This window comes from Parabacteroides sp. HGS0025 (assembly GCF_000969845.1).
GTDB classification, from domain to species: Bacteria; Bacteroidota; Bacteroidia; order Bacteroidales; family Tannerellaceae; genus Parabacteroides; species Parabacteroides gordonii.
In genome coordinates, this window is sequence record NZ_KQ033902.1 from 1,391,759 (window position 1) to 1,417,193 (window position 25,435).

Below are 25,435 nucleotides of genomic sequence, written 5' to 3' on the forward strand. Positions count from 1 at the left end.
GTAGATAACCATACATATACACTACAATAAACATACCATAGGGGAATTTGATCGTTTAATTTTGGCTAATAAACCTTAGAGAAGATGAAAAAAGAAAAGGCCTTCAGTAAAACTGAAAGCCTTTTAGCTAGTTGCGGAGGCAAGACTCGAACTTACGACCTTTGGGTTATGAGCCCAACGAGCTACCACTGCTCCACTCCGCGATATAGTTTACAATCATTGTGTGATTGCGAGTGCAAAGGTAAGGTTTTTCATTTACAAAACAAATTTATTGCAAGTTTTTTTAATATACTTGCTAGAACCAATCTTTTTTAGGTACTTTGCGCACAGTTTTAATCAAAATGTGCAATACGATGCCGATGACAGTTTCTAAAACACGCGAAATGTTGGTGGATGTGGCCAGGCAATTGTTTGCCCGCATGGGGGTTGATAATACGACAATGAACGATATTGCACAGGCTTCCCGGAAAGGCAGACGTACGTTATATACGTATTTCAAGAGCAAAAATGAGATTTATCTGGCCGTGGTAGAATCGGAGCTGGATAAGTTATATAAGATGTTGCTCGATGTTGCCGGAAAGGATTTGCCTGCTGACGAGAAGTTGATGACATTCATTTATGCAAGACTGGATGCTATCAAGGCGCTCGTGTTCCGTAACGGGACGCTGAAAGCCAACTTCTTCCGGGATATATGGCGCGTGGAAAAAGTTCGTAAGAGCTTTGACATCCGGGAAACCGAATTATTGAAAGGAATTCTGGATGCTGGTGTAAAGGAAGGTATTTTTGAAATGCCTGATACTGAAATTACTGCGGTTGTGCTTCATCATGCCTTAAAGGGATTGGAAGTTCCTTATATAAGGGGTATTATGGGAGATAATATCAGCCAACGAATCAAGAGAAGAGATAATGTGATGAATTTAATATTCAACGGAATAAAGATTAAGTAAACCAGAGATGTTTATCAATGCAACAGGGTTTTATGTGCCTGAAGAGCGGGTGCACAACCAACATTTTTTGGAATTAAACGGGTTGACTAGCGAGTGGATTGAACAAAGAACCGGTATTAAAACCCGGTCCAAAGCTAAACCGGAAGAGACTATTTGTACAATGGGAATTGAAGCCGTACATAACGCGCTGCCTAAATTACCTTATGATATTACGGATGTTGATTTAATTATCTCAGCCTCCTATTCTCCGTACGATACAGTTGCAACTGCGGCTCACTATACTCAGCGTGAATTTAATATTACAAACGCGAAAGCGTTGTATTTATCTTCAGCCTGTTCCTCCTTTTTGAATGCACTGGAGGTGGTGGAAGGTTATTTTGCTATGGGAAAGGCTACGAAAGCCCTGATCCTTTCTGCAGATAAGAACTCAGCCTATTATAATGAAACAGATCCGAAAGCCGGCCACCTGTGGGGAGACGCGGCTGCCGCATTCTTTATCTCAAAAGAACGTATGACTGAGAATGATCCGCAGATCCTTGAGGTATTTACGCAAGGTCTGGGACATTTGGGAAAAGGCCCGGAAGGGGTACAGTTGCGTCCGCGCGACGGGGGTATCCTGATGCCGGAAGGCCGCGACGTATTTATCCAGGCTTGTACTTATATGCCTAAGAATGCAGTGTACTTGCTGGAGAAGAACGGCTATTCACTGGATGACCTGACTTATTTTATCGGTCATCAGGCTAATATGCGTATCATGTCCAACATTGCCAAGCAACTGAATCTGCCGGAAGAAAAGTTCCTGCACAATATCGAAGAACTGGGTAATACCGGCTCGGTAAGTTCAGCGTTGGTATATGCCCAGAACGACGGGACGTTTAAAAGGGGCGACCTGGTTTGTCTGACCGTGTTCGGCGGCGGATATTCGGCGGGTGCCTGTTTAATTAAGTGCTAATTAAGACGTAAAATAAGAGTATTATGAAATTATTGGAAGGAAAAGTAGCTATCGTTACCGGTGCCGCACGTGGTATTGGTAAAGCCATTGCTTTGAAGTTTGCCGCTGAAGGTGCGAATATTGCATTTACAGATTTGGTTATCGACGAAAACGGTGAAGCAACACAGAAAGAAATTGAAGCTTTAGGTGTTAAAGCAAAAGGTTATGCTTCTAACGCAGCTAACTTTGAAGATACACATAATGTAGTGGCAGAGATACAGAAAGACTTCGGTCGTATCGACATCCTGGTAAACAATGCCGGTATCACGAAAGACGGTCTGATGATGCGTATGAGCGAAGGACAGTGGGATGCTGTGCTCAACGTAAACCTGAAATCTGCATTCAACTTTATCCATGCTTGTACTCCGATCATGATGAAACAGCGTGCCGGAAACATTATCAATATGTCTTCTGTCGTTGGTGTTCATGGTAATGCCGGACAGAGCAACTATTCAGCATCGAAAGCCGGTATGATCGGTTTGGCCAAGTCGGTGGCTCAGGAACTGGGTTCACGCGGTATCCGTGCCAACGCAATCGCTCCGGGCTTTATCATCACTGATATGACTGCTAAGTTGCCGGAAGAGGTAAGAGAAGAGTGGAACAAGAAAATTCCTTTGCGTCGTGGCGGTACGACAGAAGACGTGGCTAATGTAGCTACATTCCTGGCTTCTGATCTGTCTGCTTATGTATCCGGACAGGTGATCCAGGTTGACGGCGGCATGAATATGTAATATGGAAGTTATCTACGAAGACAATCATATCATCGCGGTAAATAAAACCTGCCGCGAGATTGTACAAGGAGATAAAACCGGTGATACTCCTCTTTCGGAAATGCTTAAAGCATGGCTGAAGGAGAAGTATTGTAAACCGGGAAATGTCTATATAGGTGTGACCCACCGGTTGGATCGTCCTGTCAGCGGCGTTGTCCTGTTTGCCAAAACAAGCAAAGCCCTTCCCCGCCTGAACGAAATGTTCCGGGTAGGAGAGGTGAAGAAGACGTATTGGGCGATCGTAAAGAACTGTCCGCCTGCCGATGAAGGCGAGCTGGTCAACTGGTTGGTACGCAACGAAAAACAAAATAAGAGTTATGCCTACGATACCGAACGGCCTGACTCTAAGAAAGCAATCCTGCACTATAAAGTGATTGCGCGTTCGGATAATTATTATTTACTTGAGATCGATCTGAAGACCGGACGTCATCACCAGATACGTTGCCAGCTGGCAAAGATGGGATGCCCGATCAAAGGCGACCTGAAGTATGGAGCCGACCGCTCGAACAAAGACGGCGGTATCAGCCTTCACTCCCGTAGTGCCGAATTCATTCATCCGGTATCGAAAGAAGCGATAAAGATCGTGGCTCCTGTACCCGATGATAATCTTTGGAAGAGTATTTCGGCGGGACTATAAGAGTCAAAAGAAATAAAATAACAGGAAACTGCATTGAAATGTCATCAGGCACTTTGATGCAGTTTCTTTTTATTTATCTTTGCCTGCTGTAATTGTGTTATTAATTAATAGGCAGACCATGAAAAAGCTATTGACAATCTTATTGTGTTCAGCATCCGTTACTCTGGGACTGGCACAGCAACAAACTTATTTTACCAACCCTGTTATCCACGGCGATGTAGCCGATCCCTCCATCATGCGGATTGGCGAGACTTATTATGTTACCGGGACTTCCTCGGAATGGGCCCCTTATTATCCGGTATTTACTTCTTCCGATCTGGTGAACTGGAAGCAGACCGGCCATATCTTTAAAGAAAAACCGGCTTGGACGAAATCGTCTTTCTGGGCTCCCGAGTGGTATTACCATAACGGTAAAGTATATATGTATTATACTGCTCGTAAGGAGTCGGACAATATTTCATGTATCGGAGTGGCTGTAGCCGACTCACCGACAGGGAAGTTTAAAGATTACGGTCCCATCGTCGAATTCGGAAAAGAAGCGATCGATGCCTTTATCCTTGAAGACAACGGACAGCTTTATATGACCTGGAAAGCTTACGGGTTGGATCAGCGTCCTATCGAATTGCTGGCCTGCAAGCTGAGTTCCGACGGCTTGCGCCTGGAAGGTGAGCCTTTCAGCTTGCTGCGTGATGATGAAAGACGGGGGATGGAAGGACAACATTGGTTTAAGCAAAACGGCTATTACTATATTATCTATGCGGTAAACGGTTGTTGTGGCCCGGAGAGCGATTATGCGGTAGAGGTAGCCCGTTCGAAGAAACTGGCCGGCCCGTATGAGAAGTACGAAGGTAACCCGATCCTTCACGGTGGAAAAGATATCCAGTCTATCGGACATGGTACGCTGACCACTACGCCCGACGGACGTATGTTTTACCTTTGCCATGCTTATAGCAGGGACAAAGACTTTTATCAGGGGCGGCAACCGCACTTGCAGGAGATGAGAATGGGCGGGGATAACTGGCCTTATTTCGTTACCGGGGAATATGCCAGCCTGGCACAGCCCATGCCGTTCACCGACTGTGTGCAGGAGCCTATCTTTGATTTTACCGACGACTTCACGGCAACGGCCCTTCGCCCCGAATGGAGTTGGAATTATCCGTATGCCGATGTAAAAACGGAATTGAAAGGCGGTAACCTGTCTTTATGCGGTTCTCCGAAACCGGGTATCAAGACGGGTAATGCACTTTGCCTGCGCCCTTCGACTGCCGACTATACGCTGGAGACTGCTGTCGTAAACCAGAACGAAAGCTGGAAAGGTGTCGTTATGTATGGCGATGACAATAACCTGCTGACACTCGGTTGCGAAGCAGACCGCCTGAAGCTAAAAGCCGTGAACGATGGCAAAGAGTTGATCCTGGCCGATATGAAACTGCCGGCTCCTTCTTTGTATCTCCGGATGAAGGTGACAGACGGTATCCGTTGCTCGTTTACTTATAGTGAAGACGGCAGGAAGTGGAAGGAGATAGAATACGACCTTTCCCCCTCTGCCTTGAAATCCCTAGTCCGTTGGGATCGCATTTCCCGTCCCGGACTGTATCAGCAGGGTGCTTTGGATAAACCGGCGGTGTATGGGTATTGCTGGTTACGGAATGAATAAGAGCAGAAAATAACAAAGGTTATTCAGGCTTGCCTTGTGCAGCCTGATAACCTTCCAGTTGTGCCCTCGATTTACTTTGGGTAACAATATATACACCCGAAAAGACCAGTGCTACCGCTATGCCTTTCATGACTCCGAAAGTGTCCATTCCCCAAAGTACGGCGATCAGTGAAGCGACTATCGGCTGTACGTAATTGTACATACAGGCAACTGTCGGACGCAGCAAAGTCTGTCCGATAGGGATAAACAAATAGGGCAGGAAGGTTCCACCAATAACAACGTAGGCGATACCCAGGTATAACTCCGCTGGCAGGTTTGCAAAGTCGATCGCTGAAATATGATTGAAGGTGAACGGTATCGTACAGATGGAAGCGTAGGTAAACATCCACTTCATCAGCGTAATAGGAGAGTATTTGCCTATCAGCCCCTTGAACAGTACGAAATAGAAAGAGAAGCTGAACTGTGCCAACAGGCAAAGCAGGTCACCCCATATATTGCTGCTTTTCCCTCCTCCGGCAGCTGCGCTCTGGCTGCTCAGGATAAGTAATAAAGCTCCGGCAGCCCCGACAAAGATCCCTATCACTTTCTTTCCGGTGACAGGCTCTTTCAGGTAGAAGGCCGCAATGATCATCGTGATGATGGGGGTTGTGGTGGTAACGATAGAGGCGTTGATCGGTGATGTCAAAGAAACTCCGAAGATAAATGATCCCTGGTTCAGAACGATCCCCAGCAATGCGGCGAAGAACAGCTTCATAAGATCCTGATGGTTGACATGCTCTTTTTTCGTGAAGAGCGAAGCCAGCCAGAATATAACGGCTGCTCCTACCATACGGAACGTAGTAAGTGATAACGCGCTGATTGGGCCTGCTATTAACACTGCTTTCGATACAGGAGACATCAATCCCCATAAGATATTGGCCCCCAGCATTGCCAGATGCCCTTTATAAGCCTGAGATTTCATTTTGCCTTATTTAATGGGTACAAAGGTAATGGCTTTTCCATAAAAAAGTGCATGAAAAGATAGATCCTTCCATGCACTTCCTATATATTTATCGGTCGTTTATGCGATCGTAATCTCCGGATCGAGATAAACATTCTGGATCGTATGCAATAGCTCGACACCGTCTTTCATCGAACGTTGGAAAGCCTTACGTCCGCTGATCAGTCCCATGCCACCGGCACGTTTGTTCACGACTGCGGTAATAACGGCTTCTTTCAGGTCGGAAGCTCCGTGTGATTCACCGCCGGAGTTGATCAGGCCGATGCGTCCCATATAACCGTTCGCTACCTGGTAACGGCAGAGGTCGATCGGGTGTTCGGTTGCCAGTTCGGTGTACATCTTCTGGTCTACTTTGCCGAAGTTGATAGCTGTAAACCCACCGTTATTGGAAGGTAACTTCTGTTTTACGATATCCGCTTTGATCGTTACCCCCAGGTGGTTGGCCTGTCCGGTAAGGTCGGCGGCAGAATGGTAATCGACGCCGTCTTTCTTGAAATCGTTGTTTCTTAAGTAACACCAGAGAACGGTGGCCATACCCAGCTCGTGGGCATATTCGAATGCATCGGCTATCTCTACCAGTTGATCGCGACTTTCGGCAGAACCGAAATAGATCGTTGCTCCTACGGCGGCCGCTCCCATGTTCCATGCTTCTTTTACGGTTCCGAACATCACTTGGTTGTAACTGTTCGGGTAGGTAAGCAGTTCGTTATGGTTGAGCTTTACGAGGAACGGTATTTTGTGTGCATATTTGCGCGCTACTACTCCTAAGTTACCGAAGGTGGAAGCCACCGCGTTGCAACCGCCCTCGATGGCCAGTTTCACGATATTTTCCGGATCAAAATAAATAGGGTTCGGAGCAAATGAAGCACCGGCAGTATGTTCAATGTCCTGGTCTACCGGAAGGATAGACAGGTATCCTGTATTTGCCAGACGTCCGTGTCCCAGCATCCTTTGCAGGTTATTTAATGTTTGAATGTTTCTGTCCGTATTGATCCATATATCATCTATCGTAGAAGGTGATGGAATATGGATCAGCGATTTGTCGATCGTTTTACATGTATGGCCGAGATAATACTCTGCCTTGTCGCCTAATAAGCTTGTAATCTTTAATGTATCCATAATATATGCAAGTTTTAGAATGAAACACTTCCCGGCTGGAATAGGTTTCATAGTTTTTGTCAATTAACAGATAGAATATATCTATTGCCTATTTCTTGCCTTTTAGATTTGTTTGGTTAATTTTGTCGCAGCGAATAACAAAGATTATATATATACTAATAGTTTTACAACCAATAAAATTTTACGAAGATGAAAAAGAAATGGATCTGCACAGTATGTGGTTATGTTCATGAAGGTGACGAAGCTCCCGAATTCTGTCCGCAATGTAAACAACCGAAAAGCAAGTTCAAGGAACTGGTGGAAACAACCGGTGCTTTGCAGTTTGTAGACGAACACGTATTAGGCGTAGCTAAAGGTGTCGACCCTGTTATTCTTGAAGGTCTTAACGCTCACTTCATGGGAGAATGTACTGAAGTAGGTATGTATCTGGCAATGAGCCGTCAGGCTGACCGCGAAGGTTATCCTGAAGTGGCAGAAGCATTCAAACGTTATGCGTGGGAAGAAGCTGAACATGCTGCTAAGTTTGCCGAATTGCTGGGTGATGTGGTTTGGGATACAAAAACAAACCTGAAAAAACGTATGGAAGCGGAAGCCGGTGCATGCGAAGATAAAAAACGTATCGCTACTTTGGCAAAACAACAGAATCTGGATGCTATCCACGATACTGTACACGAAATGTGTAAAGACGAAGCTCGTCATGGTAAAGGCTTCGAAGGATTATATAACCGTTATTTCAAGTAATAACGATAATTCGTTTTGTTAATATGGGGAAGGGGATACATTTTGTATCTCCTTTTTTTCTGTAAAAAAGACTGTTTGGAGAATAACGACACGAAATTATCCATACATTTGCTACGTCAACCACAGAAAAGGAAAGCTGCCAGAGTGGTCGAATGGGCCGCACTCGAAATGCGGTGAGCGGGTAACTGCTCCGGGGGTTCGAATCTCTCGCTTTCCGCGGAATTATAAATAAAAAAGTCCTGCAATTACATGCAGGACTTTTTTATTTATGGCAGGTTTTATCCATACTTTATCTTAAATGGTATTATTTCTTGAGAGCATCCAGCAGTTTATCGATTGCCTGGGCGGCTGTCGCTTCACTTTTCAGCAACTGGATAAACTTGCTGCCGATGATGGCGCCTGATGAATTGGAAGCAGCCGCATCGAAGGTCGCTTTATTGGATATACCGAAACCAACCAGGCGGGGATTACGCAGTTTCATGGCGTTGATGCGGCGGAAGTAGGCCTGTTTCTGTTCGTCGAAGCTCTGTTGGGCTCCGGTGGTTGCTGCGCTCGATACCATATAGATGAAGCCGGAAGTATGTTCGTCGATCAGGCGGATGCGTTCTTCGGAAGTTTCCGGGGTGATGAGCATGATCATTTTCAGGTCATAACGGTCGGCGATGGCTTTGTAATCGGCCATATAGTCGGCGAAAGGCAGGTCGGGGATGATCATGCCGTCTACGCCGACTTCCACACATTTCTTACAGAAGGCTTCAAAACCGAACTGCATGATCGGATTGAGGTACCCCATGAATACGAGCGGGATCTGTACCTCCCGGCGTATGTCTTTCAGCTGGTCGAACAGGAGATGAAGCGACATGCCGTTGTGCAGTGCCTGTGTGGCAGCTTCCTGGATAACAAGGCCGTCGGCCATCGGGTCGGAGAAGGGGATACCTATTTCAACCATATTGATACCTTTGGCTTCCAGCTCTTTCAGGATGGTTACCGTATCATTCAGCGCGGGATAACCGGCTGTGAAGTAAACGGACAGGATGCCGTTCTTCTTTGTTTCGAATAGATTTGTAATACGATTCATATGCTTGTCTTTTATTTATTTCTTAATCTTATCTATAAATGTTTTTAGTTTCTCTGCATCTTTCATGCCCGGAGCGGTTTCAAATCCGCTGTTGAGGTCGAGCCCGGCCAGTTTCGGATGATGGAAATTGCGGATGGCTTCTACGCTGTCCGGATTGATCCCGCCGCTTAGCAGGAAAGGAGTTTGCCCTTTATAGGCGGTGAGTACCGACCAGTCGAACTGCTTGCCCGAACCTCCGTATCCGTTGCATTTGGTGTCGAACAGGAAATAGTCGGCCCGGCCTTCGTAGTCGGCTGTCAGCTTTAAATCCTCTTCATCTGCAATGGAAAAAGCTTTGATGATTGCATAGCCCCGTTTCTGCAATGCATAGCAGGTGTCCGGCGATTCATTCCCATGCAACTGCAAATACCCCAGCGCATATTTATTTCCCATCTCCATCATATATTCAGGCGTTGCATCCACGAAAACACCGACCCGTACGGGCGGTCTGCGAACCGCCCTTTCCTTGCTTATCTCATCCGGAGAAAGATTTCCCGCAAAACGGGGGGAGCGGGCATAAAAGATAAACCCCATCCAGTCGGCCCCTGCTTCTGCCACCCGGCGGATATTATCCGGTTCGCGCATGCCGCATACCTTGATCAGCATGATAGTCCTCCTATAAAGCCGGATAAGGTTTCACCCGGTTGTTCCGTTTTCATAAATGTCTCTCCGATCAGGAAGCCTCGGAAACCTGCTTCACGAAGGCTACTTACCGTGGTAGGATCGGAGATGCCGCTTTCAGAGATCAACAACGGGGAAAGATCTTTTTCTTTGGATATCTCCTGCATCTTCTCTGCCAGGCGGAACGAATTTGCCACATCCGTATGGAAGGTACCGAGATTTCGGTTATTCACTCCCAACATATCGATATGCGGATTGAGATAGGCCAACTCTTCTTCACTATGGACTTCCAGCAATGTTTCCAATTGCAGGGTATGAGCCAGTTCAGCTAATGCCAGGCATTGGTCGGTAGTCAGGCAGGCGGCAATCAGCAGCACGGCATCGGCTCCCATCACACGGGCCTGGTAAAGCTGGTATTCATCGATGATAAAATCCTTACGGAGCAACGGCAGGCTCACCTGTTTACGAGCCTGGCAAAGATCGCCCAGCGAACCACCGAAGAACTGCGGGTCGGTCAGGACGGAACAGGCGGAAGCTCCGGCTTTCTCATAGGCCGGTATCACGTCGGCAATGGCGGCATCCGGATGCAACCAGCCTTTCGATGGGCTTTTGCGTTTAAACTCGGCGATGATTCCCGATGAAGAAGCCGCCAGTGAGGCCCGCATCGAATAGGTGGTACGTTCCAGGCGTTCACCTCCCAATGCCAGTAATGTTTGAAGGCGGACGGCTTGTTTCTGCCGTTCTACTTCGATACGTTTGTTGGCTATGATGTCTTGTAATATATCTTTCATACTTAATTATTCAGTGAAATGAACTTCTTCAGTGTCGCCAGCGCCTTGCCGCTTTCCAGCGATTCGCGTGCTTCGGCGATACAGGTTTCTATCTTTTTCTCCGGACAGATCACCTGGATGGCGAAAGCCGAATTGGCGATCACGCAGTTTTTCTGTGCCGGGGTTGCCGTATTCTTCATAACGCTGTCGAAAATGCGGGCGGCATCTTCTACGGTCTGTCCGCCGTCGAGATCCGCTTCCGTACAACGGGCAAAACCCAGCATTTCCGGTGTGTATAACTTCTCTTTCTCTGGCATGGCTACCTTAAACTCGGTAGTCAGCGATATCTCATCGAACCCATCCAGACTGTGGACTACCGCAAAGCGGGTTCCGCTCTCCTGATACGTATAACTATACAGACGGAGTAACGGCAGGTTATATACGCCCAACAACTGATAGGCCGGCATCACCGGATTTACCAACGGGCCGAGCATATTGAAGAAGCTGCGTACCCCGAGACTTTTACGTACCGGAGCGACTGCCTTCAGTGCCGGATTAAACAAAGGGGCATGGAGATAAGCGATGTGGCAGGCTTCCATCGACTCGCGCAGCTTATCGATACTGTTCGTGAACTTTACTCCGTGCTGTTCCATCACATTGCTGGCACCGCTTACGGAAGTAGCCCCGTAGTTACCATGCTTTACCACATTATAACCGGCACCGGCTACCACGAAGCTGGAAGCGGTACTGATGTTGAAGGTGTTTTTACCGTCACCGCCTGTTCCTACAATGTCGATCGGCTTATAATCGGTCAGGTCGACCGGTACACGCATTTCGAGCAGGGCTTCACGGAAACCGGACAACTCTTCTACGGAAATGTTACGCATCAGGAATACCGTGATCAGGCTGGCTATCTGCGAGTCGTTATATTCTCCGGCTGCCATCCGCTGAAGTATCTGGTGGGCTTCCTCCCGTCCCAGATACTGATGTTCGAATAATCTATATAATATATCTTTCATTGTGTTATGCTTTTAACCAGTTTTCAATAATGATCTTTCCCTTCGGAGTCAGTACCGATTCCGGGTGGAACTGAATGCCCCTGACGTCATAGGTGCGGTGACGAAGTGCCATGATCTGTTTTTCTTCCATGTCTTCGGCAGTTATTTCCAGGCAGTCGGGGAAGTTCTCGCGCGACACGGCCCATGAATGGTAGCGTCCGGCACGGAAACCTGCCTCAAGTCCGGCAAATAAAGGTTCTTTCGCTGTTACCCGGATATCGGAACATACGCCGTGATGAACGTCTGTCAGGTTAATCAGCGTCGCTCCGAATGCTTCGCCTATCGCCTGTTCGCCCAGGCAGACCCCCAGGATGCTTTTAGTCGGGGCATACCGGCGGATCAAGGGGAGCAGGATGCCTGCTTCTTCGGGAATACCGGGGCCCGGGGAAAGCAATATTTTGTCGAAGCGGTCTACTTCTTCCAGTGATATTTTGTCGTTGCGGTGTACTTCTACCTCTGCGCCCAGTTCCTTCAGGATGTGTAATAAATTATAGGTGAAGGAGTCGTAATTGTCGAATAATAATATCTTGCTCATAATCTTAATTCTTTAGTTTTGCTGCCAGGTCGATCGCTTTCTTTAAAGCTCCCAGCTTGTTATTAACTTCCTGAAGTTCGCGTTCGTCATTGCTTTTGGCAACGATACCGGCACCTGCCTGGTAATACAGTACATTGCCGCGGCTTACGAATGTACGGATGGTGATCGCCTGATTCAGATCGCCGTCCAGACCGATAAACCCGATACAGCCGCCATAAGCTCCGCGGTTATGTTTCTCCAGGTCGGTGATCAACTGCATGGCGCGTACTTTCGGAGCACCGCTCAGTGTTCCGGCAGGGAATGTATCGATATAAGTCTTAACAGGATTGCTGTCGCTGTTTACCTCGCCGCTTACACGGGATACGAGGTGGATCACATGGCTGTAATATTGTACTTCCTTATAGAAGTCGACCTGTACGTTGTGGGCATTGCGGCTCAGGTCGTTGCGGGCAAGGTCTACCAGCATGACGTGTTCGGCATTCTCTTTCGGGTCGGCCAGCAAGGCTTCGGTACGTTGTTTGTCCAGTGCTACATTTCCTGTGCGGAATGCTGTTCCGGCAATCGGGTCGATGCTTGCGTGGCCTTCCGCTACTTTGCAGTGTGTCTCCGGAGAAGATCCGAAGATCCGGAAGCCGCCGAAATCGAAGTAGAACAGATAGGGGGAAGGGTTGACGCTTCTTAAGGCACGGTACACTTTAAAGTCGTCTCCTTTGAACGGTTGCTCGAAGCGGCGGCTCAGTACGATCTGGAAAACATCGCCACGCAGGCAGTGTTTGATGCCTTCGCGTACCATCGCTTTATATTCTTCACCGGTGATAGGAGAAGTTTCCGGGCCGGCTGTCTGGAAGTTATAGGAAGCATAGTTACGGTTTTCGATCAGTGTCTCTATCTCCTGCAGGTGGCTGCTTTCACCTTCCTGTAATAGTTCGACTAATGTCAGTTCGTTCTTGAAATGATTGAATACCAGGATATACTTATATAATATGTATAGCATATCGGGAGCATCGTTCTCCTCGTGGTGGGCTTCCATCACCGGAATGTTCTCGAAGTAACGGACGGCATCGAAAGCTGTGTAGCCGAACAGGCCGCATACTTTCTTGTCGGCACCTTCTATGCTGTAACGGCTCAGGAAAGCATTCATCGCATCGGCAACGTTATAACTTTCGGTCAACGGAGTTACTTCGCTCTGCCCGTCGGGGAAGGTTGCCGTACATTCGCCGTTATTGATGCCGATACTGGCCAGCGGACAGAGGGCGATAAACGAAAGGCTGTTCTCATTCCCGTGGAAGTCCGAACTTTCCAACAGTGCTGACTCGGGGTAAATGTCCCGTACTTTCAGGTAAATACTTACGGGAGTATGCAGGTCACCCAGAACCTGTTTGCTTATAGTTTTGAAGTGATAGTTTTTCATCGGTTACTTTCTGTTTTTATATTCAATATAGGTATCCATATCTTTATCCCCACGGCCGGAGACGGTCAGTACAACGACATCTTCCGGTTTAAAGTTCACTTTGCCGAGTGCTCCCAGCGCATGTGCGCTTTCCAATGCCGGGATGATCCCTTCCAGGCGGGTCAGTTCGAAAGCGGCTTCCAGTGCCTCGTCATCATCGACGGCCAGGATGGAGGCCCGGTGGGAAACGGAGAGGTTGGCATGGATCGGGCCGATACCGGGATAATCCAGTCCGGCGGAGATCGAGTAAGGTTCTTCGATCTGTCCGTCTTCACTCTGCATCACCAGAGTACGGGCTCCGTGGATAATCCCTTTCTTACCCAGTTGGATGGTGGCGGCGCTCATACCTGAGCAGATCCCTTTTCCTCCGGCTTCAGCCAGGACAAGCTTCACCCGTTCGTCGTCGATGAAATGATAGATCGTTCCGGCTGCATTGCTGCCACCGCCTACACAGGCGATCAGATAGTCCGGATTTTCGCGTCCTTCCTGTTCCAGAAGCTGCTTCTTTATCTCTTCGCTGATGACCGATTGCAGGCGGGCAACCATATCCGGATAAGGATGAGGGCCTACGGTAGAACCGATGATATAATAGGTATCGGAAGGATGACAGCACCAGTCGCGGATAGCTTCGTTCGTCGCATCTTTCAGTGTCATATTACCGGAGGTGACAGGGATGACTGTGGCGCCGAGCATCTCCATTTTCTGTACATTAGCGTGTTGGCGTTCCACATCGGTCTTGCCCATATAGACGATACATTCCATATTCATCAGGGCACAGACGGTAGCGGTGGCTACCCCGTGCTGGCCGGCTCCTGTTTCAGCGATGATACGTGTTTTACCCATGCGGCGTGCCAGCAGGATCTGCCCGATCGTGTTGTTGATCTTATGTGCTCCTGTATGGTTCAGGTCTTCCCGTTTCAGGTAGATTTTGCATCTATACTTTTCACTTAACCGTTTTGCCAGGTAAAGAGGAGAGGGGCGGCCTACATAATCACGCAATAGCTGGTTGAATTCCTGTTTGAAGCTTTCACTTTCCAGTACATCCAGATACGTGTTCTGTAAATTTTCCACACACTGGTGAAGGATCTCGGGGATGTATGCCCCGCCGAACTCACCGTAGTAACCATTTTTGTCCACTTGATACGTTTTCATCTTTTTGCTATATTATTTTAGTTGTATTCCGTTTGTTTGAAAAAGAAAAAAGGCCTGTCGCAAGTGCGACAGGCCTTTCTATGATATCTTGACTAGTATATACACAGGACTGCGTTCCTTACGACCGTTTGAGGAGTAAAGAGCGCCACCACCAAAATGTATTTACTATAAATGTTCTCATGACTGTTTTTATTATTACGGCAGCAAATATAGATATTCTCTTACAAACTGCAAATGATTTGATACTTTTTTTTGAAAAATATTACTCGGCCGGAATCCCTGCCGATTTCTTCTTATCTTTGCCGCATGATACAGACAGACGAATTCAGGCTATTTGTGAAAGAACATGCAGGCGATGATCTGACGCGTCTGCTGTTGAGTGCATCCCGTTATCCATCGGTTGATATTCCTTTTGCAGTCGAGCAGATCGCTGCCCGGCGGCAGATCAGGGATAAGCTGCCTTTGTGGTATATGAATGATGCCCTGCTGTTTCCCTCCAAGATATCGGCGGAACAATGTTCGTCCGAACAAACCGCTTTATATAAACAACGGTTGGTAAAAGAAGGAGACACTTTATGTGACCTGACCGGAGGCCTGGGGATCGACAGTTATTATTTTTCCCGCAAAGCCCGCCATGTCACCTATATAGAACGTTTTCCGGCCTATTGTGAAGCGGCTCGCAACAACTTCTCCGTGCTTGGAGCCGGCAATATCACTATTATAGAAGGGGACAGCACGTCACTGGCTACCCAATTACCGGAAGTCGATGCCTTTTATATCGACCCGGCCCGGCGTGGCGAAGGGAATAAGCGTGTTTTTGCCTTATCGGATTGCGAACCGGATCTCCCTACCCTTTTGCCGGAACTGTTCCGTCATGCTCCCAAGGTCATAGCCAAGCTGTCGCCGATGGCCGATATCCGGTTGACACTCGATCTGTTACCCGGAACAACCGAAGTACATGTGTTGTCGGTAAAGAACGAATGTAAAGAACTGCTTTTTGTGGTAGGGCGGGAAGCAAACGTGGAAACTCCGGTTATCCACTGTATTAATTATACTAGTTCCGGAGAGGAAGAATCGTTCACCTTTTCTTTGCAGGATGAACGCAATGAAGACCTGCGCTTGGGTGGACAGGTGAAAAACTATCTTTACGAGCCCAATGCTTCCTTGTTGAAAGCCGGTGCTTTTAAGAGTGTGGCTACCGCTTTCGCTCTGGAGAAACTGCATGTAAGCAGCCATCTTTATACGTCTGATGTAAAGCTTGAAACTTTTCCGGGGAGAAGTTTTGTAGTAGAAGAAGTGTATCCTTTTACCGGTAAGCTATGCAAAGGTTTGGTCAAAACAATTCCGCAAGCCAATATAACTGTTCGGAACTTTCCGTTGCCGGTGGAAGAACTACGTAAGCGCACAAAGATAGCAGACGGAGGAAAAGTATACCTTTTTGCAACTACCTTAGTTAACGGAGATAAAATATTGGTTAAATGCCATAAGTTTTAGTCTCATATGTATTTCAAAGTCTTCGATCGACGGATTTTATTTCTATATTTGTGACCGTTAAATCAAATACATGAAATGAAACAGAAAGATTCTTACACTTCTGCGCAGTTGACCGCGATGGTTGTACTGCGGTTATTTATTGGCTGGCATTTTGCCTATGAGGGACTGGTAAAGATATTGAATCCGAAATGGACTTCTTTACCTTATCTGATGGACTCCAAAGGGTTTATGTCTGACTTTTTCTCCGGGTTGGCTAGCGATCCGGCTATGATGAACATGGTGAATGCGTTGAACGAATGGGCGCTGTTGTTGATCGGTCTCGGACTGATTACAGGTGCTTTCAGCAAACTCTCTTCTATCGGGGCAATGATATTGCTTGCGTTTTATTACCTTTCCCATCCTTCGTTTATCGGCGCACAGTATATGATGCCGTTCGAAGGGTCTTATCTGTGGATAGACAAGAACCTGGTGGAAATGGCGGCACTGGCCGTGCTTATCGCTTTCCCCACCTCGCATATTATCGGGCTGGATCGTTACCTGAAGAAAGCGATCCCCTTATTGTCTAAACTCAAACTAATGTAATATCATGTCAACAGAAAATAATAACAATACCCCGAAAGAAAATCAGGCGCCCCAATCCGAAGGCCGGCGCAATGCCCTGAAGGCTCTTGCTACAATTCCTGTGCTGGGTGCACTGGGCTTTGGCGTTTACAGGAAACAGCAATACGATAAAAAGACGAAAAGCCTCGGCAGCTCCTTCCATTTCAATAAGGAGCATTACATGATCCCGGCACAACCGGACGGTAAAAAGATACGTATCGGGATGATCGGCTTCGGTATCCGTGGCAAACAGCTGATGCGTGCGGCCGGTTTCGCCGAACCTTCCTGGATCGACGGGCTGATCGAAGGGGCAAAGAACGATAGCAAAGACAAGCGCTATGAACAGTTCCTGCAACAGGACGACCTGAATATCGAAGTGACCGGCGTATGCGATATCTTCGATGTGTATGGCGAAGCAGCCGTACTGGCCGCCTCCAATATCCACCGTGAAGGATCGAACGGTACGTTCGGTAAAGCGCCGAAACGGTACCGGACTTATCAGGAACTGTTGGCGGCTGACGATATCGATGCGGTTATCATTGCTACTCCCGACCATTGGCACAGTACGATGGCGATGGAAGCGGCTAAAGCCGGAAAACATGTCTATGTAGAGAAACCGCTGTCGTGGACAGTGCCTGAAACTTATAAGGTGCGCGAAGTAATAAAAGAAACCGGTATCGTGTTCCAATTGGGTCACCAGGGACGCCAGACCGACAGTTATATCCGTGCCAAGGAGATCATCGATAAAGGCCTGATCGGTAAAGTATCGTTGATCGAGGTGTGTACCAACCGCAACGACCCCAACGGTGCCTGGGTCTATCCGCTGATCGACGGCGCTTCTCCCGAGACGATCGACTGGAAACAGTTCGAGGGGCCGGAAGAACGGATCAAGGAATATACCGACTATATGACTTCCAACAACCTGCAACGTTATATCGGCCCTGATCCCCGTGATAAATTCAGTCTCGAACGCTTCTTCCGCTGGCGTTGCTGGTGGGATTACAGTACCGGACTTAGCGGCGACTTGCTGACACATGAATATGATGCGATCAACCAGATATTTGATGTCGGTATTCCCCATTCGGCTACCTCTTCCGGTGGTGTCTATTATTTCAAGGACGGACGTACGGTGCCGGATGTACTGCAAACGACGTTCGAGTTTCCGGATAAGGATATGACGATGCTCTACAGTGCCACGTTGGCCAGCAACCGTCCGCGCGGTAAAGTGATCATGGGGCACGATGCACAGATGGAATTGTCCAATACGATCACCCTGAAAGCGGATCCTGCATCCGAGATCTACAAGGAAAAGATCGACAAGGGCATCATCAAACCGAATGAACCGTTCTATACGTATGTTCCCGGGCAGAGTACGGTGGATGCCATCACGTCGCCTACCGAGTTATATTTCGCACAGCGCGGTTTGCTCTATACCTATGTAAGCGGTAAGCGTTACGATACGACCCACCTGCATATCCGCGAATGGCTGGAATGTATCCGTCAGAACAAACAGCCGAGTTGCAACATCGATGCCGCATTCCAGGAGGCCATGACCGCCCATATGGGAACACATGCTTATCTGGAAGGACGTACGATGTACTGGGATAAGGATAAAGAAGAAATAGTAAGAGGATAAATGAAAAAGAGGCTGTTTTTGACAGCCTCTTTTTGTTATTTGTTCAGCTTTTTCAACAAGTCCTTGCCGGCCTTGAACCTGACACTTATACGGGGGGCAATAGGACAGGCCGCTCCGGTTCGGGGATTCCGTCCCATACGTGGGCTTTGCGCCCAGAGCCTGAAAGAACCGAAGCCCTGCAGGACGATCCCTTCCCCTTTATCCAGTTCTTCCTCCATTGTTTCCATCATTGCCTTTACCATTTGCCGGCAGACAATCTCTTTATTTCCTGTCTTTCCGGCTATGGATTTGATAAGGTCTGTTTTATTCATATCTGATCCCTTTTTATGGTGCTGCTGTTACTGTTTGTTTGATATGCAGTGTGTCGCGAGCAGTGGCATTGGCAGCGTTGCGTATCAATAGCAAGGCGGAGCGTTCGGCGGCGGTGACTGCTTCCTGTCCGGTCAGGGTAACTGTATAGGTACGTTTGAAGCCGGTGGCGGCTTTTGTGCTCGTGGCTTCTCCCTGTTGTACCTCTATCCATTCCCCACCTTCATACCCTTCCGGGTAAACCACTTTTGTATCCGTATCGAACGGACAGACGGCGCTGAAGGTAAAGGATGCATCCGTACTTGTTGCCGGGTATTCTATCGTTTTATTATCTGCCGTATAGCTGCCGCCTGTCCCGCTGCAGGTGATGTCGGCCAGTTCCGGTACAACCTTTTGTGTCGGCTTCACGTTGATGGTATCGACGGCGTCCCAGTCGGCCACTTGGATATTGAAGGTCACGTCCATTTGGTCGGGAGCCGGGCTGATCAGTACCAGATAGCGGTGGTTGCGTTCGATCATCACAGGTGTTTTATCCTTGTTCACGAAGGGGATCACACGGGTGAAAGGGGCGTCGCGAAACTTACCTTTAATCTCGATCGTTGTCGAGGTCGCCGTGTTGTTGTCGTCATTCTCGCTGGTGTAGAGTTCGTGCCAAAGGCGTTGCTCGATGGTTCCGGCGGTCATCTGGTCGTCTATCTGGTCGATGCCGTCGGCACCGGGCGTACCGGTTTGGGCAAATACGAGGATTTTCTTTTCTCCGCTATTGTCTACCCAGGTGTAATCGGTTGTCAGGCAAGGGGCCGTCCACGGTTCGTCGATGGCCGGTATCACGTAGCTCTGCCGCTTGGCATTTATCACGCGGGCAGCTTCGAGCACGAAACCCTCTTCCGGCTTCTCTTTATTGAAAGCCCGGTTGGTGATGTCGATGCGGGCGGCGAGGCGTTGCATTTGGAAATTCATGCCGGTAGTTGTCGATTTGCGGATCATCCCGTGGTTCTCTGCATACATCATCAGGCCGTAATTGCCGTCGTCCTTCGGGGTGGTAGACGGTGTAGAGGGCATGACGGATGCGTCGAACAGGGCTTCCTGCAATTTGGCATAGGTATTCTGGTTGTTTGTCTCGTCGAATGCATCGGAGGCATTGGCGATAGCCACCACCCGGCAATCGAAACCGGCTCCTTCACGCAGGATAAAGTCGCAGGTATATTCGCCGTCGGCTGTCTGCGTGATGGTCACACTGTCTTTTTCCAGTGGGGCGGCAACGGTGACATCCGTCATATCGAACATATAACGCTGGAAAGGAACGAATTCCTGATCCGCCTCTTTGGCGGGATAGACATAGAAGGAAAGTTTGTTGATCTTCTTTTCTTCGGTAGTCGCGGCAAACGACTCGCCGATGGCACGTGTCGCCGTGCCGTGCCTGAAAGAGAGTTGCAGGCGCGCACCGTCGGCCGGCACTTCAATGCCTTCATCTTCTTTCACGATTTCATCCTCCGAACAACCTCCGAGGAAAACGCCGGCCAGTAATAAGGCCGACAGATATAAATAATGTTTCATAATTCGTCGTTTTATATAAGTTATACATTCACGACGAGGCAAAAAAATCCCCGTCATATATATTTATGGCGGGGGATTCGATATAAAGCGACGAAAAGTCTTTAATGGCAAGATTTTAGATAATCTTCAGGAGTCACTACCAAAGTATTTGCATTTTTAAAATCTTTTACATTGCGAGTTATGATTGTATCTATTCCGCTTTCTACAGCTGAATAATACTGTATCGCATCTTCAAAATCTGTAAATGAAGACTGCAAGGCTTTATCTACAATATCATCATTTACAGGTAAAACACGGACTAATTTTCGGAAACTACGAAGAATTAACATTGCTTTTTCCTTTCCGACCTGCTTACGAAGTAAGTAAAAGATCGTAGAAAAAGATAAAGAACAAATGAATAATTGAACCATACCTCTGTCACCCATTGCAAAAATAGGAGCAGAGGCTGAATAAAATGGTTCACGTTTTGCCAGCAAATCAACAGCTATATTCGTATCGAGGAATAGACTTTTCATTGATATTTCTTTTCTAAATAATCAATATAATCCTTTTTGCAATCGTAATCAGCCGGTATCGTTATTACACCGCTTAATTCCTTTACTAAAGGGGTTAATTCTATTTCTTTTGGCGAAATATCCGATTTTGCGACAATAGAACTGAGGTACTGCTCTACTATTTTCGATAGGCTGATGTTATGCGTTTTGGCATATTCTTTCGCCTTTTCGATAACAGACTCATTGAGCTTTAATGTTAATCTTGTATCCATAGTTCATTCACTTTTTCGCAAAGATAACAAATTCCAGTAACAACCATGTTCTCACCTCATTTATATTTAATCCCCCACCATGTCAAAGAACGTTATGTTACTTCCCTTTTGAGCGGAAAGTATTTAAAAGAGACCGGATATGAAATCCGGTAAGTTACTCCTGGACGCAACGGATAGGGACGCAGAATCCAGTAAAAGGACAGATCCCCCAATTATTGGTAACCCACATATACCCGCGGGTGGCTGATAATGTAGAAGACCAGCAAAGGCTTTCAATACACATAAATGATGCTATGGAGGTTATACCACCCCCTTTTGGTAATCTTAGTTCTGCATTTGCTTTTTTTATAGAAGTATAATTTTTAGAACTATTATTCTCATGCGTCATGCCAGTTGCCTTTAAAGCCTCTAATTCTGTTTTTGTTGGAATGCGCCATCCGGTCGGGCAAGGGTCATAGGCTGTTTTCTCAATATCGGTTACGCTTTCCGATTCTCCTACTACTGTACCTTTTGCATTCCATAAATTTGGAGGTAGGCCTCCTGATAGCCATGAATCTTCCACGCTGTTATAATAACGGAGTGTACTGCTTTCTGCTTCTTCTACGCTATTAAATTGGGTTGATGTTGTCTTTGCTGTTTGACTTGCTGAATAACTGAACGGTGTCTTTCTTCCCCATTGGAAATAAGAACCACATTGAAGTTCATTAGCTTGTATAGCTGATGTAAACCCTGGATCGGTAGGTTGTGGTACCTCCACCAGCCCCGTCGTCAGCTCCGTCGCCCCTACATTCAACGGCGCCCAGACAATCTCTTTGCCATTTGCTTCGCCTAAGGTGACGGCGGCGAATCGTGTGTCTGAGTAGGGAATATCCGTTCCCTGATAGACGACTACTGTGTCGACTACCGAGCCATTGCCGCCGTTGGCGATATAGAGGTAAGCGCGGTTGACGTAGGCGTTGGTGTAGGTGGGGTCTTTGTCGAGGCCTGCCTTCAGATCAAGACTCGGTTTGATCGTAACCGTGTACTCCCGTGCCAGGCTGATATCTCCTTTGGTTACGGTTGCTTCCGAGCGGTCGGTTACTTCCAGCCAGCTGTTGCCATCCTCCGGGGAGAAATACTCGGCGGTGACGCGCGTGTCGAAAGGGCAGGAGGCGGTGAAGGTGAGCGTTCCGCCATCGGCAGGGACGACGAGCGTGTCGGGCATAATGCCACCTGCCAGGTCACCCCCATACGATTTGGAGGCTTCGGCACAGATCACATTTGTTACCACCGGCAGCTGATCCTGGTTCGGCTGTACGTTGACCGTATCGACCGCATTCCATTCGCCCACCTGTACCGAGTAGGTGAGGTCGGTCTGTCCCGGAGCCGGCTTGATCGATACCAGATAACGATGGTTGCGAACCACGGGGACAGCCCGTTTCGTGCCGTCGGTCTCCGTCACTTCGAACGGGATCTGGCGCGTTACGGACAAGCCACGGAATTTCCCTGTGATCTCGAGGCCTGTCGGAGCATGCTCCGTCTCGTGGTTCTCGTAGGTGTAGAGCGAATGCCAGATACGCTGACAAGTGGCGGTGGCCTGTTCGTCGGGTGTGCCGTCGGTTACATCGGTGGCGTTTTCACCGTCTATCTTGACGAGACGTATCTGGTCGGGCGTTGCCTTCCAGTCGCTGACCGTTGCCACGTCGGGCGATACATAATCCATTTGCGGCACGATATAACTCTGCGGACGGGCATGCAGGATACGTACCCCCGTCAGCAGGAAGCCGCCTTTCGGGTCGTCGTCCGTCATGCCCGCCACGTATGCCTCGTTGGTGATGTCGATACGGGCTGTCAGGCGTTCGAGGGAGAGGTTGAAGGTCTCCTCCTTCTCCTTATGCAGGGCGACGGTGGTCGAGCCGTACATCACGAAAGCGTTGTCGTGGGCCGCCCCGTCGTTGCCCGTACAAAGCGGCATCGAGGAGGTGAAGGTACCGACGGCCACGCTGTCGAGCAATCCCTGCCAGGAGACGATCTGGCTGTAGTCGTAATCTTCCGGCAGGTTGGCTACAGCGATGATGTCGGCATCGTAGCCCGCACCCGTCGTCAGGTCGACGGTGGCGGTATAACCACCCGACGGGTCGCCCGGGACGGTTGCTTCCAGTTGTACCTTGTTGGGGAAGTCTGTGTGCGTCTCGCCCGTTTTGGCCGGTTCGTACACCTGCATGCCTTCCGCTTCGGTATGCACGAAGAAAGCCAGGCGGTCGATACGTTTCTCGTCGTTGGTGGCATCGCCCAGCAGGTCGCCAACCGCACGGGTTTTCAGGCCGGAGCCCACGGTGGCCGTCAGGCGCGTTATGCCCTCGGGAAGCGGTGTGTCGTCTCCCCGGTTGATCTCCTCGACGTTGCAGCTATAAAAAGCGGCCAGCGGCAGGAGCAGGATGGATATCCAATGTCTTATTTTTATCTGTCTCATAATTCTTTTGTGTTTAATTGTGAAAGTCGGTTTATTGAATGGCTGTCAGTAACGCTACTGAGTCGTCGTCAGTAGGGCGGTTGAGCCGGTGACAGTAACGTTACTGAATCGTTGTCGATAGCGTTACTGTACTGTTGTCGGTAGCACTACCGACAGCCTTTCCTGATGATGTCCGTTTATTCGATGACCGGACGGTCGTCTTCTCCGCCGCCACCGCTACCGGCAGTGCTCAGCAGGACGGGATACTTATAGCTACGGGGTTCCTTCACGATGGCTGATCGGCTGTACTGGGTGGTGACACTGATATAGTAGTCGCCTTCCGGCAAGGTAGCAGGCACCATGACGGTGAGTTGCGAGGGATTGTTATGCACGATCACAGTCGCTTTGACAGGAGTACTGCCATCGGCTGCGGGAATGAAATAGAAGCCGTTGGCCTCGCTTGCACCGGTGATCTTGATATTGTTGCCGCCTACCACGATCGGCATACCGGGGGTAAAGGTTCCGTCGTCCTTGCCTGTCGACGAGTCGGTCAGTCCGCCGATCACCGGGCCTACGGTAGCCTGGCCGTTGGTCACGACCACTGTTTCTTTCAGCTTCTTTCTCAACGTCTTACCGGCCGTGTAGGCCACAAAGAGCGTATGCTTGGCCGGATCGAACGGGTCGGTCGGCTTGTCGAAAACGCCTTTGATCTGCGGCAGATACTGGCCCACGCCGTCTACCACACTCATCCCGCTGGCCAGGCCGATCGACTTCTCCTCGTCGGCCATGGTGAGGATATTCTCGATTGTCTCCGGACGGTATTCCGTACGTTTCTCCACGATGCGACGTGCAATATCCGCATTATACAATGTTCCGTTGATACGCGGGCGTGCCGTGCAATCGCCCTCTTTTTCTGTTAACGCGTTGTCGTAAAGATCTGCGTATAATTTAATGTCTGACATAGTGTTATGTTTTAAAATGTTACATTTTATAATATATGTCAGAGGATAAAAAAATCCCCCAACATGGGTTTGACATGTTGGGGGAAAAGTTTGATAAGATATTACTTATTGATTAGATTATGTACTGCTTTTATAAAGGCTTCCGTTTTAGGTTGTAGTTCCCGTACAGATTGTTCGTCATAGTTTAAAAAATCTTCATAATCGGCTGCACTTCGTCTTGCAAACAGAATTGTATAAAACTTTCCAAAATCTTTAGGTAATAAACCTGTGGTGACGAAATGCTTTCCGAACATTTGCCGGACACCCTCATGCGTTTTAACACCATCTACGAGATGATGAAGCAATAAAGCACTTACGGAGTAAAAGCAAGCATAATACATCCGGTTGACAGCCGTATTATAAAAACCATTATTGATATGGCTGTCTATTTCCTTTAATAATGCTTCAGCCGACTCCATACGATACTGAATGATCTCTTTTCTTAGTTCGTCGTTCATAAAGCAACTCCTTCTTTCATTACATTTAGATAAAAAGGAGTAATGTGCTTTCCCCATTTTTTTAGCGTTTCGAAGAAAGGATTGATTTGAACACCGGACTGAAGTTCGATCTCATATATCGGTTCCATGATACGCATTTCGTCTTCTAATGAAATACGTTCCTTGTCTACCAATATCAGCAAGTCAATATCACTATCAGGACGAGCGTCACCACGTGCTTCGCTGCCATAAAGTATTGCAGTAGCATCGGGTGCCACCTGTTTTAAGACTTTCTTTATTGCTTTTACTATTTCCGGACGTTTCATAAAACATCAATTTTAGATCAACAAATATAGCAATATTTATTTCAATTCCCCCAACATGTCAAAGAACGCTATCAATAAATTAGCCCGAAGGCTTTAGCCTCTCTTTTGCCGTCGGTTTTAACCGACGGTTCCCGAAGGGGAAAAAAGAGAAATCCTCTGTGGGCTTTAGCCCCTTTATGATAAGGGTAGGCCTGATTTTTCAAAGGGGTTGAAACCCACAGAGGAAGAGGCTTGGCCTCTTGGTTTAATATCCGTCGGTTGAAACCGACGGCAAAAGAGAGCCTGCGGCACGAGGCTGGCCTCGTATGGCAGT

At 48.1% G+C, this 25,435-nt stretch carries 26 protein-coding genes and 2 tRNA genes; 10 read left to right on the top strand and 18 right to left on the bottom strand.

What is annotated here, in order from left to right:
• Positions 1 to 131 precede the first annotated feature (131 nt).
• Positions 132 to 203: transfer RNA gene (locus HMPREF1212_RS05110), tRNA-Met, on the bottom strand.
• Positions 204 to 359: 156 nt separating this feature from the next.
• On the opposite strand from HMPREF1212_RS05110, the gene HMPREF1212_RS05115 reads away from it, so the two are divergent.
• From HMPREF1212_RS05115 to HMPREF1212_RS05135, 5 genes are all read left to right on the top strand, one after another.
• The gene (locus HMPREF1212_RS05115; RefSeq protein WP_028727551.1) at positions 360 to 947 is read left to right on the top strand and encodes a TetR/AcrR family transcriptional regulator; all 588 of its coding nucleotides are present in this window, start codon (positions 360 to 362) and stop codon (positions 945 to 947) included.
• A gap of 7 nt (positions 948 to 954) precedes the next feature.
• Positions 955 to 1,899 (top strand): 3-oxoacyl-ACP synthase III family protein, encoded by a 945-nt coding sequence (locus tag HMPREF1212_RS05120; RefSeq protein ID WP_028727550.1) that lies wholly within the window; start codon positions 955 to 957, stop codon positions 1,897 to 1,899.
• A 23-nt stretch (positions 1,900 to 1,922) separates the two neighbouring features.
• A complete protein-coding gene (fabG, locus tag HMPREF1212_RS05125; protein WP_046148650.1) occupies positions 1,923 to 2,669 on the top strand; it encodes a 3-oxoacyl-[acyl-carrier-protein] reductase in 747 nt (248 codons plus the stop codon).
• Between the two features lies 1 nt (position 2,670).
• Positions 2,671 to 3,345, top strand: a complete 675-nt coding sequence (locus tag HMPREF1212_RS05130; RefSeq protein WP_046148651.1) for an RluA family pseudouridine synthase — start codon at positions 2,671 to 2,673, stop codon at positions 3,343 to 3,345.
• 118 nt (positions 3,346 to 3,463) lie between these two features.
• On the top strand, positions 3,464 to 5,002 hold the full coding sequence (locus tag HMPREF1212_RS05135) for a family 43 glycosylhydrolase (protein WP_046148652.1): 1,539 nt from the start codon (positions 3,464 to 3,466) through the stop codon (positions 5,000 to 5,002).
• A 19-nt stretch (positions 5,003 to 5,021) separates the two neighbouring features.
• Here the strand turns inward: HMPREF1212_RS05135 and HMPREF1212_RS05140 are convergent, their stop codons facing one another.
• Both HMPREF1212_RS05140 and HMPREF1212_RS05145 read right to left on the bottom strand, forming a co-directional pair.
• On the bottom strand, positions 5,022 to 5,963 hold the full coding sequence (locus tag HMPREF1212_RS05140) for a DMT family transporter (RefSeq protein WP_028727546.1): 942 nt from the start codon (positions 5,961 to 5,963) through the stop codon (positions 5,022 to 5,024).
• 99 nt (positions 5,964 to 6,062) lie between these two features.
• On the bottom strand, positions 6,063 to 7,121 hold the full coding sequence (locus tag HMPREF1212_RS05145; RefSeq protein ID WP_028727545.1) for a class I fructose-bisphosphate aldolase: 1,059 nt from the start codon (positions 7,119 to 7,121) through the stop codon (positions 6,063 to 6,065).
• Between the two features lie 189 nt (positions 7,122 to 7,310).
• Here HMPREF1212_RS05145 and HMPREF1212_RS05150 point away from each other — a divergent pair, with 189 nt between their 5' ends.
• Together HMPREF1212_RS05150 and HMPREF1212_RS05155 are read left to right on the top strand one after the other, a co-directional pair.
• The gene (locus HMPREF1212_RS05150; protein ID WP_007652517.1) at positions 7,311 to 7,862 is read left to right on the top strand and encodes an NADH peroxidase; all 552 of its coding nucleotides are present in this window, start codon (positions 7,311 to 7,313) and stop codon (positions 7,860 to 7,862) included.
• Between the two features lie 130 nt (positions 7,863 to 7,992).
• Positions 7,993 to 8,079 (top strand) — tRNA-Ser (locus HMPREF1212_RS05155).
• 87 nt (positions 8,080 to 8,166) lie between these two features.
• On the opposite strand, the gene trpA is transcribed toward HMPREF1212_RS05155, so the two are convergent.
• Genes trpA through trpB form a run of 7 tightly spaced genes read right to left on the bottom strand, consistent with a single transcriptional unit; the run spans position 8,167 to position 14,565 of the window.
• Complete coding sequence (gene trpA / locus HMPREF1212_RS05160; protein WP_028727390.1) at positions 8,167 to 8,940, bottom strand: tryptophan synthase subunit alpha; 774 nt, start codon at positions 8,938 to 8,940, stop codon at positions 8,167 to 8,169.
• A 15-nt stretch (positions 8,941 to 8,955) separates the two neighbouring features.
• Entirely contained in the window at positions 8,956 to 9,585 is a 630-nt protein-coding gene (locus tag HMPREF1212_RS05165; protein ID WP_028727391.1) for a phosphoribosylanthranilate isomerase, read from the bottom strand.
• Positions 9,579 to 10,391, bottom strand: coding sequence for an indole-3-glycerol phosphate synthase TrpC (gene trpC / locus HMPREF1212_RS05170; protein WP_028727392.1), 813 nt, complete (start codon positions 10,389 to 10,391; stop codon positions 9,579 to 9,581). The genes HMPREF1212_RS05165 and trpC overlap by 7 nt, the downstream gene beginning before the upstream one ends.
• 2 nt (positions 10,392 to 10,393) lie before the next feature.
• On the bottom strand, positions 10,394 to 11,389 hold the full coding sequence (gene trpD / locus HMPREF1212_RS05175; protein WP_046148653.1) for an anthranilate phosphoribosyltransferase: 996 nt from the start codon (positions 11,387 to 11,389) through the stop codon (positions 10,394 to 10,396).
• Positions 11,390 to 11,393: 4 nt separating this feature from the next.
• Positions 11,394 to 11,963 carry an anthranilate synthase component II gene (locus HMPREF1212_RS05180; RefSeq protein ID WP_028727394.1) on the bottom strand — a complete coding sequence of 190 codons (570 nt, stop codon included), beginning with the start codon at positions 11,961 to 11,963 and terminating at the stop codon, positions 11,394 to 11,396.
• A gap of 4 nt (positions 11,964 to 11,967) precedes the next feature.
• Positions 11,968 to 13,374, bottom strand: a complete 1,407-nt coding sequence (locus tag HMPREF1212_RS05185) for an anthranilate synthase component I family protein (protein WP_028727395.1) — start codon at positions 13,372 to 13,374, stop codon at positions 11,968 to 11,970.
• A 3-nt stretch (positions 13,375 to 13,377) separates the two neighbouring features.
• Entirely contained in the window at positions 13,378 to 14,565 is a 1,188-nt protein-coding gene (gene trpB, locus HMPREF1212_RS05190; protein WP_046148654.1) for a tryptophan synthase subunit beta, read from the bottom strand.
• Positions 14,566 to 14,871: 306 nt separating this feature from the next.
• On the opposite strand from trpB, the gene HMPREF1212_RS05195 reads away from it, so the two are divergent.
• From HMPREF1212_RS05195 to HMPREF1212_RS05205, 3 genes are all read left to right on the top strand, one after another.
• Positions 14,872 to 16,059 (top strand): class I SAM-dependent methyltransferase, encoded by a 1,188-nt coding sequence (locus HMPREF1212_RS05195; protein ID WP_046150234.1) that lies wholly within the window; start codon positions 14,872 to 14,874, stop codon positions 16,057 to 16,059.
• 75 nt (positions 16,060 to 16,134) lie between these two features.
• The gene (locus tag HMPREF1212_RS05200) at positions 16,135 to 16,641 is read left to right on the top strand and encodes a DoxX family membrane protein (protein WP_028727398.1); all 507 of its coding nucleotides are present in this window, start codon (positions 16,135 to 16,137) and stop codon (positions 16,639 to 16,641) included.
• A gap of 4 nt (positions 16,642 to 16,645) precedes the next feature.
• Positions 16,646 to 18,295 (top strand): Gfo/Idh/MocA family oxidoreductase, encoded by a 1,650-nt coding sequence (locus HMPREF1212_RS05205; protein WP_046148655.1) that lies wholly within the window; start codon positions 16,646 to 16,648, stop codon positions 18,293 to 18,295.
• 35 nt (positions 18,296 to 18,330) lie between these two features.
• Here HMPREF1212_RS05205 and HMPREF1212_RS05210 read toward each other — a convergent pair whose 3' ends face one another.
• The 8 genes from HMPREF1212_RS05210 to HMPREF1212_RS05245 all read right to left on the bottom strand — a co-directional run bounded on the left by HMPREF1212_RS05210 (position 18,331) and on the right by HMPREF1212_RS05245 (position 25,122).
• Entirely contained in the window at positions 18,331 to 18,606 is a 276-nt protein-coding gene (locus HMPREF1212_RS05210) for an HU family DNA-binding protein (protein ID WP_046148656.1), read from the bottom strand.
• Between the two features lie 13 nt (positions 18,607 to 18,619).
• Complete coding sequence (locus tag HMPREF1212_RS05215; protein WP_046148657.1) at positions 18,620 to 20,161, bottom strand: fimbrial protein; 1,542 nt, start codon at positions 20,159 to 20,161, stop codon at positions 18,620 to 18,622.
• A 101-nt stretch (positions 20,162 to 20,262) separates the two neighbouring features.
• Entirely contained in the window at positions 20,263 to 20,676 is a 414-nt protein-coding gene (locus HMPREF1212_RS05220; protein WP_046148658.1) for a type II toxin-antitoxin system VapC family toxin, read from the bottom strand.
• Positions 20,673 to 20,927, bottom strand: a complete 255-nt coding sequence (locus HMPREF1212_RS05225; protein WP_046148659.1) for a DUF6364 family protein — start codon at positions 20,925 to 20,927, stop codon at positions 20,673 to 20,675. Before HMPREF1212_RS05225 ends, HMPREF1212_RS05220 begins: the two co-directional genes overlap by 4 nt.
• A 154-nt stretch (positions 20,928 to 21,081) precedes the next feature.
• The gene (locus tag HMPREF1212_RS05230) at positions 21,082 to 23,379 is read right to left on the bottom strand and encodes a fibrobacter succinogenes major paralogous domain-containing protein (protein ID WP_046148660.1); all 2,298 of its coding nucleotides are present in this window, start codon (positions 23,377 to 23,379) and stop codon (positions 21,082 to 21,084) included.
• Positions 23,380 to 23,555: 176 nt separating this feature from the next.
• Positions 23,556 to 24,320: a DNA-binding domain-containing protein gene (locus tag HMPREF1212_RS05235; protein ID WP_046148661.1), complete on the bottom strand. Its 765-nt coding sequence runs from the start codon at positions 24,318 to 24,320 to the stop codon at positions 23,556 to 23,558.
• Positions 24,321 to 24,421: 101 nt separating this feature from the next.
• The gene (locus HMPREF1212_RS05240; RefSeq protein ID WP_046148662.1) at positions 24,422 to 24,817 is read right to left on the bottom strand and encodes a HEPN domain-containing protein; all 396 of its coding nucleotides are present in this window, start codon (positions 24,815 to 24,817) and stop codon (positions 24,422 to 24,424) included.
• Complete coding sequence (locus HMPREF1212_RS05245; protein WP_046148663.1) at positions 24,814 to 25,122, bottom strand: nucleotidyltransferase domain-containing protein; 309 nt, start codon at positions 25,120 to 25,122, stop codon at positions 24,814 to 24,816. Before HMPREF1212_RS05245 ends, HMPREF1212_RS05240 begins: the two co-directional genes overlap by 4 nt.
• Positions 25,123 to 25,435: the final 313 nt, after the last annotated feature.